Consider the following 11926-nt stretch of genomic DNA (forward strand, 5'->3'; position numbering starts at 1 on the left):
TCATGGGAATGCCGGTCAAATGGAACGGAATTCCGAGGAAGAAATCATGAAGATCGCAATGGTTGTTGATGCGTATAATAAGGGGAACGGCGGATGCGTCGCCACGATGCGCCTGGTCGAAGGGCTCAAAAAGCGAGGGCATGAATTCAATATTGTCGCGACAAAATCCCTTGAAAAAAAGAACTTTTTCCCGGTGAAGGGATTTTACATGCCCGGCACCGAGGAATCGCAGGCGAACATGGACTTTCAGTTCGGCCTCGCCGATAAAAATGTCCTTAGAAAAGCATTTTCAGATGTTGATCTGGTCCAGATACAGTTCCCGTTCTTTCTCGGGCACGGCGCTGCCAAGATCGCGAGATCAATGAAGAAAAACGTCATCGGCGCCTACCACGTGCAGCCGCAGAACATTCTCGGGGCCATGGGCAAAGAAAGCAGGTTCTTTGAATTCGTGATCGGGAAGCTTTTCAACTTTTTCCTTTTTAATCGGGTGCCCCTCACGCAATGCCCGTCGCAGTTCGCGGCCGATCATCTGAGGAAAAGCGGTTGCAGGAAAACACTGAAAGTGGTGTCCAACGGCATACCGGCGGATTATGCCGCAAAGAAACACGCCCGCCCGAAATGGTTCGGCGATAAGCTTGTGCTCATGAATGTCGGCCGCCATGCGCTTGAAAAAAGGCAAACGCTCCTGGTCGAAGGAGTGAAGCGCTCGAAATACGCCGACAAGATACAGCTCTTGCTCTGCGGCAAGGGAGAGATGTCTGAAACACTGATCAAGAACGGCGCGGAACTCCCGGTAAAACCGTTCGTTCAGTATGTAACGCATGAAGAGAAGCTTGAGTATCTGAACACTGCCGATCTGTACGTCCACGCTTCCATGGTGGAGCTCGAGAGCCTTTCCTGCCTCGAGGCCATCGGCTGCGGGCTTCCCTGCCTTATCGGCGATTCCAGGTACAGCGCTGCGCCGCAATTCGCACTTGACAAACGCTTCATCTTTACGTTCGATGATGCGGACAGCCTCGCCGCGAAGATCGACTATTGGTATGAGCACCGTGGTGAGCTTAAGACCTCGCGGAAAAAAGCACTGGAAATGGCGGAAAAGTATCGCTTCGAAAAATGTCTTGATGAGATGGAAGCGATGTACGCGGAAGTCCTGCGGACAAGCAAATATGCAAAGCAGCTTCCGAACAGCGGCGGGGCCGGCGTACTTGCCCCGGAAGCGGGTACACAGCAATTCCACCATACGACACGGGGCGGGAAAAAGGGGCGATGAAAGACAACAGCCAGCGGCGCTCGATACCGAAAGAAAAGCTCTTCGTCGTAAAGAACAACAAGATGAAGATTGACTTTGCGCAGAAGTTCACCTACATCTATTTCGACTGGTGGTTCGAGCTTCTTGTACTGCCGTGTTTTCTATTTTGTTATGTGCTCGCGACACTGAGCGCTCTCTACTTCGGGCTCACGGTGAGCGGCAGGGAGAATCTGCGCATACTCAAGAAAAAAGGATGCGTAGTCATTTCCAATCACTGCCACTACTTCGATACGGTATTCGCGAGCTATACGTTCTTCCCGCGGCATCTCTATACCTCGGTAGCCCAGAGGAATTTCGAGGTTCCCATAGTCCGGCGGATACTGCGCCTCCTCAGGGCTTTTCCCATTCCGAACCATTCCCTCGGATTCAAGATGATAGCTAATTCGGTCGGCGAAGCGCTCAGGAGAAGGCATAGCATATTGGTTCTCCCCGAGGGGGATCTCTGCTATATGAGCCAGGAGATATTCAAATTCAAACCCGGTGCATTCTACATGTCATACATGCATCAGGCGCCGATACTGCCGATGGTCTATGTTCTCACGAAACGCGAGAAGAACGGTGTTGAGAAGAAGCATCGCCCGCGGATACGTCAGGTGTTCGGCGAACCGATATGCCCGCCGCCGCTCCGTCCCGACGGTGCTTTCCCCAAAGAAGAGCTCGATGCCATGATGGAAAAGGCTGCTCGATGGATGGAAGGTACGCTTGCGGCATATCACAAGGACGAAGTGGCTCCGTCCTTAAGCACCAATACCGTCAGCGATACTGCGATGCCTGCGCAGTGAACATCGATGCATACACGCCTTTCTTCTTCATGAGACGATCATGACTCCCCGCTTCCACGATGCGCCCCTCATCGAAGACGAGTATATTGTCCACGGTGCGCACGGTGGAAAAGCGATGCGACACGATGACGGTCATCCTCCCCTCGGAGACATGCGATAATCCCTTGAAGATCTCCGCCTCGGCGAACACATCGAGCGATGCGGTCGGCTCATCGAGCACAAGTGCCGGGCTTTGGCGCATATAGCCGCGAGCGAGCGCTATCTTCTGCCATTCCCCGCCGGAAAGGTCGGCCGAATTCCCCGTTGTGCCGAAGAGCCGCCCGAGCCAGGTATCATATCCCTTCGGCAGGCGCCCTACGAGCGAGGCGATGCCCGCATGCGATGCGGCATGTTCGATACGCGCGCTGTCGTCCGCGTGCGATAGATCGCCGAGGGCGATGTTCTCGCGCAGGGTGAGGCTGTAGCGGACATAATCCTGGAATACGACGGAAAAGAATTTCCGAACGCTTTCGATGCTGTAGGTACGGAGGTCTTTCCCTTCGAGAAGGATGACGCCCTCGGCAGGGTCGTATAGCCGCGCAAGCAGTTTCACGAGCGACGTTTTTCCTGCGCCGTTCTTCCCGACAAGTGCGGTCGATTGCCCCGGGAGCAGACGGAAGTTGAGGTTCGAGAACACCATACGTTCGCTTCCCGGATAACGGAACGAGACGTTGCGGAATTCAACGCCCTTCACGAGCGTTTCAGGAGCGATGAGCGTTCCCCATCGCGGCTTCCCCTTCGGTCCGCGGAGCGCACCGCCTATTTTTTCATTGGTGATGTCGAGGAGCGCATAGAGGTTATCGAGGAAAAGACTTTGCCCGTAGATATTCCCGCCTGAAGTGAATATACCGCGCGCATTACCGCGGCAGCTTTCCACGGCGCTCGTGAAGAGGACGATATCACCGATGGTGAGCGTATGCGATATGACACGCATGGCTATGTACGCCCACACGAGTGCCGAGCCCGCGACCTCGATGAGCGTGAACGCGGAATCGACGAGGCGTTCGCGTATACTGAGCTCGGTCTCCTGTTTCCAGAAGCGGGTGGCGCTTTCCTGATAGCGGCCGAGAAAGAGCTCGGCAAGCCCGAGGGTGCGTATCTCTTTGGCAATACCGCGGTCGGTAAGTATATGGGAGTAATACCAGCGCAGACGTTCATCAGGCGTACGGTCGCGCTGCATCTTCCAGCGCAGGCGCGCGAAATATCCGCCGAGGAACGCCTGGGGAAGGGTTATCACCACCACGAGGATGACGGCCGCCCAGTGGAGCCTGAACAGCACGAACAGGAATGACGTGAGCGTGAGCGTCTGCCGGACAATGCTGATGAGGTACTGCAGTATCGACCATGCGCTCGATGAGGCGCCGCGCTGCGCGTTCTGCAGTATGTCGAAATGCTCCGGGTTCTCGAAGAACGCCATATCGAACGAGGCACATTTGCGCATGATGAGGAAATTGCAGTGTATATCGACGCGGGAACGAATGAGCGCGGTGAGAAGATTATTCGCCGCATCCAGCCATCGCCCGGTGAACCAGGCGGCGGAGAGCACGATAAGATAGGGAACAAGGTCGGCAAGGGAGCGTATCCCCTGCGGGTTGTTCACGAGGAGCATGATATGATCGATGAAGAGCTTCGTCGAATAGACGGTTACGAGCGGCACGAGACCGATGACCATGTTCGTGACAAGCGCAAGAAGTGCAAGGGCGGGTGACGCGTCGAATACGAGTTTTGCCGCACGCGCCATCGAACGGAATATACGGCTTATTTTTTCGAGATCCATACGGAAACTATATCCTACACCCCGAGCGTGTCAATAGAAGTTTTGGCGGGATGCGCCTTGACAAAAGCAGCCCGGATGGCGTATACTCATTTAGTCTAACGTTAGACTAACACATGCACAGGGAATCGGTGACAGTCAAGGATATCGCGCGCCGCGTCGGCGTGCATTACACCACGGTGGCTACCGTGCTTCGGGACAATAATACATCGCGGGCGTCGGAAAAAACACGCCGCGCCATCCTCAGGACCGCGCGGACGCTCGGGTACCGCGGGAACATACTCGCGTCGAACATGCGCCGGGGGCTTAAGCGGCTTGCCGTCATCATCTGCGCAGAGGATCAGGAAATGATCTATTACCCCTACTATCAGGAGATCATAGCGGGTCTTCAGGATGTGTTGAGCCGCGAGGGCAGGACGCTCTCCTTCCACTTCTACTCGCACGTGACCAAGGGGCATATTCTCAAGAACATCGACAGCTCGCTCTATGCGGGGCTTATCGTCCTCGGGAATGAGAAGTACAATGAGATAGAATCGCTCGCGGCGCATATCCCGACACTGCAGATCAATTACCGCATACCGTCGAAGCACCGGCACTATCTTCTCCGCGACGAGGAAGCGGCGGCACGCACCACGTTCTCCTACTGCGCAGAAAAGGGCCGGCGGCGGGTGACCGGCGTATTCCTGTACGCGACCGATGTGCAGAAGCACCGTCAGGATATCTACGAACGCATCGCGAAGGAATTCCTCGCGATCACGTTCAGCTGCACATCGATAGCGGCCGTCGACCGTCAGCTCTATACCTATGATATGGCCCGCTCATTGTACAACAGCATCACCGATGATATGATACGCCGCATCGTGCGTTCATCGGATGTCATACTCGGACTTTCGACGTACTGCGAACTGCTCTATCGCCGCATGTGCGCCGTCGGCATCCGTATACCCGAGGATATCGGATTCCTCATGGATGGCGCCATGTACGCGGAACGTGTGTATTTCCCCGAGGTAAGCCGCGTCGGCGTGAGAACAAAGGAAATGATCGATGCGATAATATCGTTCTTCGAGACAACGCCCCGCCCGAAAACGATAGAACTTGCATCCCATATTTTCGAAGGGGCAACAATGTGAAACGGAGCAGCGGCATGAAAAAAGAACTGATCGTGTTCATCACCATCGCATCCGCAGCGGCGTTCGCCGCCGATATCTTCGTTGCACCGACCGGCAGCGATGCTAACCCCGGCACGCGGGAAAAACCGTTCGCCGGGATTGTGCGCGCGCAGACGGCAGCACGCGCCGAAAAGCATAAGAATCGGAGCGAGGCGGTAACCGTATGGCTTTCCGGGGGCACCTATCGTCTTCTTGAAAAACTCGTGTTCACGGCGGAAGATGCCGGCTCTGAGAACGCGCCGGTAGTGTATCGATCGCTTGCGGGAGAACGCGCCGTCGTAAGCGGCGGCATGCCGATCACCGGGACATGGAAGAAGATCGCGGGCAAACCGTTCTATGAGATATCCGTACCCGATGTTGCTTCCGGAAAATGGTTTTTCAATTCATTGTACGTGAACGGTGTGGGGAAAACACGCGCGCGCAAGCCCAATGAGGACCAGGTGATGCTTCGCGCCAAAGGACGCGCATACGGGGAAGCATCCAACAAAGCGTTCGTGTTCTACCCCGGGGATATCGACGCGCAGTGGAGGAATCTTGCCGATGCGGACATCGTTCTCATCGGCTCATGGACACCGACGATTCATGCGATAGCGTCCGTTGACACAGAGAAGGGCATCGTAAAATTTGAGAGCACGCACGGTCGCCCCGTTGATTTCTGGGAGAAGAATTTCAGGTACTACGTGGCGAACGTATTCGAAGCGCTCGACACGCCCGGAGAATGGTATCTCGACCGGAAGTCAGGCACGCTCTATTATTATCCGGAAGCGACTGAGGATATGTCGAAAGCAGAGGTGATCGCGCCGAAACTCATGACGACCATCATGGAGATCGTTTCATCCGATGCAGCAAAGCCCGTCGCGCATCTGGAATTCCGCGATCTCATGTTCGCTCACACCGACGGCGATATGGAAAAGCATAACGGCGTGTACCGGCAGGGACATATGTTCCTGAGCGCAGCTATCTATGCCAAAAATATGCGCCGCTCGATATTCTCCAACTGCGAGATAGCGCATCTCGGCGAATATGCGATGGAGCTCGACACCGGGTGTCAGGAGAACACCATCGTCCGCTGTCATATCTGGGACATGGGTGCCGGCGGTATACAAATAGGGATCACCGATCTCAAGACTCTGCAGATGCTTGAGCAGTCGAAAAAAAAGGAACTCATACGCGTACAATCGAATATTGTCGATAACAGCATCGTGCATCGCCTCGGAACGATATGGCACGGCTGCTACGGGATACTCAATCGCTTCGCCTCGTACTCGAAGATCACCCATAACGAAATATTCGATGTGCACTGGGATGCGATAGCCTCCGATGCGCGGTGGACGTACAAGGGAGAGGATCATTCCGGCGGTCATGAGATAGCATACAATTACATGCATTATCTCGGCCTTGGCTATCACGGCGATGCGGCGGGGTATTATCAATTCGGTCCACTCGACACGTGGGTGCATCACAACATTACACACGATACGGTAGCGTATCCGTTCATACACGCAGGTTTCGCAGGCTATTATCTCGACGAGCAGTCGCGCGCTGCCGTTGTGGAGAACAATATCGCGTACAATATCGACTGGTCGTCGTATTTCCAGAACCGCGGATCGAACAATGTGTTCCGCAACAATATCGGTGCATTCACCCGCAACGGCTTCATCTGGCGCGGAGCGATACTCAGGAACGGGCTCAATCATTTCGCCGCGTCGAACAATATCTTTATCGCATCGAATACCACAGCCATCGGCGAGTCGTGGGAGGCAGGTCCGATGCCGCCGGAGCTGTCAAAGAACATCTACTGGAATATAAACGGCGACGCAAACATGCGCTTCTTCTCGCGATATTCTCTCGCGGAATTCCAGAAGCTCGGCTACGAGCACGATTCACTCATCACTGACCCCGGCTGCCGCGATCCGAAAAAATTCGATTTCACCGTCGATACATCCTCCGCTGCAATAAAGCTCGGTTTCGTGCCGTTCGATGATGAGATTAGAAAAGCAGGCGTGTACGGCGATGAGACGTGGCGCTCGCTCGCGAAAAGATTCACCGTTCGCTCGCGTCTGCCTGTTGAAGACCCGAATTCACCGTCGCGCCGCCCACGCATTGACCTCGATTTCGAATCGATGCCCGCGGGGACGGAACCTGCCGACCTCACGATACGAAAGGAAGGGGCGGCTACCTTCATGGTCAGCGAAGAGGCGGCATTCGGCGGGAGACGCTCGCTCAAATGCATAGACCGCAAGGATATTTCAAAATCATATAATCCGCATTTTTTCGTCGCGTACAGGAATATCGAACGCGGGGTGTTCCGCGCGTCATTCGATGCGATGATCAGCCCCGATGAGCCGATCAGTTATCGCTTCGAAGTGCGCGGGAAAGGCTCCGTGGATGAGACAGGGCCGCGGCTTGACTGCAATGCCGACGGGGGTGTGCTCGTATGCGACACAAAAGTGGCGGACATTCGCCCGGGGACATGGGTGCATGTGGAGATTGCATTCACCATCGGCAGCGGCGAATTTTCACTTCTGCTCAAGTACGACGGCGGTGAGTTGAACAAGTCATTCCCGTTCCTGCACGCTCATTTCAGATCGGTGTCCTGGGCAGGGATCACCGCAGGATTGATTAAGGACGGCAGTGCGTATTTCGACAATCTGAAGATGTCCATCGAATGATACGAGGAGCGATGCAATGACATATGTGAAAGAACCTGAGCGCGACGTCCCGGTGAAATACGACGTCGATGTCGTCGTAGCCGGCGGCGGAACGGCAGGCGTCGCCGCGGCGGTGTGCGCCGGACGCATGGGCCTTCGCACCGTGATGGTGGAACAATCATGCGCGCCGGGCGGGCTCGTTACGCAGCTCGGCTGGTCGAACGATTTCACGAACAAGGGCGGCTTTACGCGCGAATTCTTCGAGCTGCTCGAGCGCGACGGCGTCATGGTGCGGAATAAGACCATGTGCAATTACGATCAATTCCGTGTAACGCCGTATCTCGACACATTCCTTGCCGCGGCGAACGTACGGGTACTTTACCGCGCAACGGTGGCGAACGTGATACAGAACGACGGAACGGTTTCCGGCGTTTTTATAGAAACGAAGGAAGGGCGCATCGCCGTAAAAGCACGCGTCGTCATCGATGCAACCGGCGATGGCGATGCGGCGGCGCAGGCAGGAGCGAAATTCACCAAGGGGCGCGCGAAGGACGGCGCCATGCAGGCGATATCGCTCAGCCATACGTTCATCAATTATACTGCAGGCACGATATCGATGGAGGACATTGCGAAAGAAGTGCGCGACACGTCACCCGATTTCATGCTTCCGTATGTGCACGGCACGTGGAAGAACCAGACCGGCACGAAAAGCACGATGACGAACGGCACCATGCATGTGTGCGGGTATGACCCCGTTTCAGCCGAGGGGATATCGGATGCGCTTATCGCACTGCGCGCGCAGGCGGTCGATGTTTTCAACGCGCTAAAAAAGACGACGTCCATGCGCGACATCGAGTTCGGCCCGTTCATGCCGCTGCCCGGCATACGCGAGAGTAGGCGCATCACCTGCGATTACACCGTAACGAAGGATGACACGGTGCGCGGCGCGCGTTTCGATGACGGGCTCTTCACAGTAACCCAGCCGATCGATATACATAAATGCACGGAAGCGGAACCGTGCATCATCGTTGAAAAGGTTACGCCGTATCATATCCCGTACCGATCGCTCCTGCCGCGCGGCATAGAGAATCTCATGGTCGTCGGCAGATGCATCGGGGGCGAACACGAGGCGCTCGCAAGTTACCGCATCATCGCCGATTGTTTCGCCATGGGCGAAGCGGCCGCTATTGCCGCTCAGCAGGTGGCAAAGGGCGCGCGTTCACTTCGTGCAGTCGATGTCGGAACGGTCACCGCAGAGATGGAACATCGGGGATATTCCCGTTAGCAATAGTGAAACATAGGGAGGGTAGTATGAAAGCATTCATCGCAGTAATAGTCTGTTCGGGAATGGTACTGTGCGCGGCGGATATCCACTGGACCGGTGATGAAGTGTCAGGGACATCGATCAAGGTGCGCTCGAGCATCGGGGCATTTGTAACGAAAGCGAACGGAGTAACGCTTGCCGAAGGAAAATTCGGCAAGGCCCTCTCCTTTGAGGGCACATCCGCACACGCCGTCATTGCACTTGCCCCAGGCGAACAGGCCGTCTTCAATCGCGATTCGTTCACCGTCATGCTCTGGGTCAATCCGGATTCGGTCACCGGCAGGCGTCCGCTCGTGGTAAAACGGACCTCGAACAATGCAACGAGCATGGCACTCACGATACGCGGAAAGCTCCTTGTCTTCGAAGCATGCGATAAAAGCGGAAAATGGTCGTACATCTGCAATTCGGACAAGACACAGATCAACCCCGGCACATGGACGCATTGCGCTGCGGTCATAGAAAGCGCCAAAGCGGTACGGCTCTATATCAACGGATCGCTCGTCAAGACACATGCGGTGAACGTGCCGCTTGCTTTCAATCAGGAAGGGATATGGATCGGCATGGATGCCTGGGGCGGCGATCCGGAATCGGCGACAAAGCCGGGATTCTTCAAAGGGCGCATGGATGAGATGCAGTTCTTCACACGCGCATTGTCCGACAGCGAGATCGCAGCAGCGATGGACGGATCCGCGGCTGTACCCGTCGATACCACTGCGGGGATATTCTACGTATCGCCCACCGGTTCCGATGCGAATCCCGGGACGAAAGAAAAGCCGTTCGCAACAGCGCAGAAAGCGCGCGATGCTTTCCGCACAGCACCGAAAAAGGGCGATGCGCCTGCGGTCGTTGAATTGCAGGGTGGTATGTATTTTCAGACGGAAACACTCCTCTTTACACCGGAGGACAGCGGCACGGCGAACGCACCGGTGATATGGCGTTCGGCACCGAATGAAACGGCGGTCATAAGCGGCGGACGCATGCTTACGGGTTTCAAGGAGGCGGCGATAGCGGGTAAACGTGCATGGGTCATCGACATCCCGGATGTGAAGGAAGGGAAATGGTATTTCCGCCAGCTTTTTGTGTCCGCGGGCGGCAAGCCGCTCGAACGCCGATTCCGTCCGCATATCGGGATGAAACGTGTCGACGGGCTTACGTACTCTGCGCGGAGAAAAGCAGCACCCCACCGCGCAGCGCAGATCGATTTTGTTTTCGCCCCCGGCGATATCAAGGACTGGCAGAACATCGCCGATGTGGAAGTCGCCATTCTCCATGTGTGGAGCTCTTCGCGCCTTCGCATCGAGAGCGTGGACATGAAGAAGAACATCGTCACGTTCACCGGCATGCCGACATTCGCCGTCGATCAGGGGGGACTGCAGCCGTACTTCATCGAGAACGTGAAGGAAGAACTTGATGAACCGGGCGAATGGTATCTCGATCGCGGTAAAGGCAGGATGGCGTATCTCCCGTACGACGGGGAAACGCTCACGTCGGTGAAAGTGATTGCGCCGTATCTTAATACCGTCGTTGCATGTAAGGGAGACTACTCGAACGGAAAATTCGTATCGCATATCATGTTCAGCAACGTGACGTTCTCGCACAGCGAAACGCCGCTCCCGCGCGAGGGCTACGGCGGATCGCAGGGACATCCCGATCTCCCCGCGGCTATCGAGCTCACTGGCGCAAAGAACATCACATTCATTCGGAGCACCGTTTCACAGACCGGTAATTACGGCATCGGTATCGGCATGGGATGCGCGGATAACCGCGTCGTCGGCTGCAGGCTATACGACCTCGGCGGCGGCGGCGTGAAAGTGGGCGATATACGCATGAACAGCAAGGCGGATGCGCCGGAACTCCCCGTTGGGAATATCGTGAACAATTGCGCGATATTCGACACGGGCATTATGTTCTTTTCGGCGAACGCGGTGTGGGCGGGGATAACCCGCGGTACCGAGATAACGCATAACAAGATATGGAACTGCGCATACTCAGGGATCGCGGTCGGATGGTCATGGAGTGACAGCCCGACATCATGCGCATCGAACATCATTGCGCACAACCATATCAGCAATGTGCTCACCCTCGTCGCCGACGGCGCGAGCATATACACGCTCGGACGCCAGCCGGGCACCGTGATACGCGGCAATATTCTCCGCGATAATGTGAAAAGCCCGTTCGCCAAGGAGTACTGGCAGCTCGGGCTCTATCTCGACGAGGGATCGGCGGAAATGCTCGTGGAGAACAATCTCTCGTTCCGCATCGGCACGCACGGCTTTAACATGAACGGCGGCGCACAGAACATCATCCGCAACAATATCTCCGGGCCGGTGACCGGCAATCACGCGCCGTACATACGCTGCTACAAGAAAGCGTTCTCTAAGGACAATATATTCGTGAACAATATCGCCTGGTGCGATGGTGAGAACATGATCGATGAGGCATGGGATCGCTCCGTCTTTGACTGCCGATCGAATGTGTACTGGAATTTCGCCGGGAAGACCATGCAGTTCAAGGACAAGACATTCGCCGAATGGCAGGCGGCAGGACAGGATACCGCATCGCGCGTTATCGATCCGCAGTTCATCGACGCTGCGAACGATGACTATCGCCTGAAGCCGTCATCACCCGCGATAGCGCTCGGCTTCAAACCATTCGCGTTCGATGCGGGGCTTGAAGCTGCATACCGTGATATCGCCGCAAGCGTGTTCGTCTCCGAGATGCCGGTATACCGCATGATGCTCGCCCCCGTCCGCGAGAAGCCTGCCGACTTCTCGCTCGATTTTGAGGATGTACCGCTCGGCACGACGCCGGGGTTCTCCTGCAACGGCTGTACACCGGAAGCGAATTTCACCGTGAGCGAAGAGGACGCGAAAAACAG

General features: G+C 55.8%; 7 protein-coding genes. 6 read left to right on the forward strand and 1 reads right to left on the reverse strand.

All coding sequences use genetic code 11. The annotated features are described in order from the left end of the window. The first annotated feature begins 46 nt into the window (after window positions 1-46). Window positions 47-1270 carry a glycosyltransferase gene (locus AABZ39_03450; protein ID MEK6793804.1) on the forward strand — a complete coding sequence of 408 codons (1224 nt, stop codon included), beginning with the start codon at window positions 47-49 and terminating at the stop codon, window positions 1268-1270. Next, complete coding sequence (locus AABZ39_03455) at window positions 1267-2091, forward strand: lysophospholipid acyltransferase family protein (GenBank protein MEK6793805.1); 825 nt, start codon at window positions 1267-1269, stop codon at window positions 2089-2091. Before AABZ39_03450 ends, AABZ39_03455 begins: the two co-directional genes overlap by 4 nt. On the opposite strand, the gene AABZ39_03460 is transcribed toward AABZ39_03455, so the two are convergent. Continuing rightward, on the reverse strand, window positions 2063-3907 hold the full coding sequence (locus AABZ39_03460; GenBank protein MEK6793806.1) for an ABC transporter ATP-binding protein: 1845 nt from the start codon (window positions 3905-3907) through the stop codon (window positions 2063-2065). The two genes, AABZ39_03455 and AABZ39_03460, sit on opposite strands and share 29 nt — an antisense overlap. Before the next feature lie 128 nt (window positions 3908-4035). Here AABZ39_03460 and AABZ39_03465 point away from each other — a divergent pair, with 128 nt between their 5' ends. The 4 genes from AABZ39_03465 to AABZ39_03480 all read left to right on the forward strand — a co-directional run. Further along, on the forward strand, window positions 4036-5034 hold the full coding sequence (locus AABZ39_03465; GenBank protein MEK6793807.1) for a LacI family DNA-binding transcriptional regulator: 999 nt from the start codon (window positions 4036-4038) through the stop codon (window positions 5032-5034). 14 nt (window positions 5035-5048) lie between these two features. Next, window positions 5049-7745: a right-handed parallel beta-helix repeat-containing protein gene (locus AABZ39_03470; protein ID MEK6793808.1), complete on the forward strand. Its 2697-nt coding sequence runs from the start codon at window positions 5049-5051 to the stop codon at window positions 7743-7745. 16 nt (window positions 7746-7761) lie between these two features. After that, entirely contained in the window at window positions 7762-9009 is a 1248-nt protein-coding gene (locus AABZ39_03475; protein MEK6793809.1) for an FAD-dependent oxidoreductase, read from the forward strand. Window positions 9010-9035: 26 nt separating this feature from the next. After that, a partial coding sequence (locus AABZ39_03480; protein ID MEK6793810.1) for a LamG-like jellyroll fold domain-containing protein occupies window positions 9036-11926 on the forward strand: 2891 nt, incomplete at its 3' end.

The sequence above is a fragment of the Spirochaetota bacterium genome (assembly GCA_038043445.1).
GTDB lineage: Bacteria > Spirochaetota > Brachyspiria > Brachyspirales > JACRPF01 > JBBTBY01.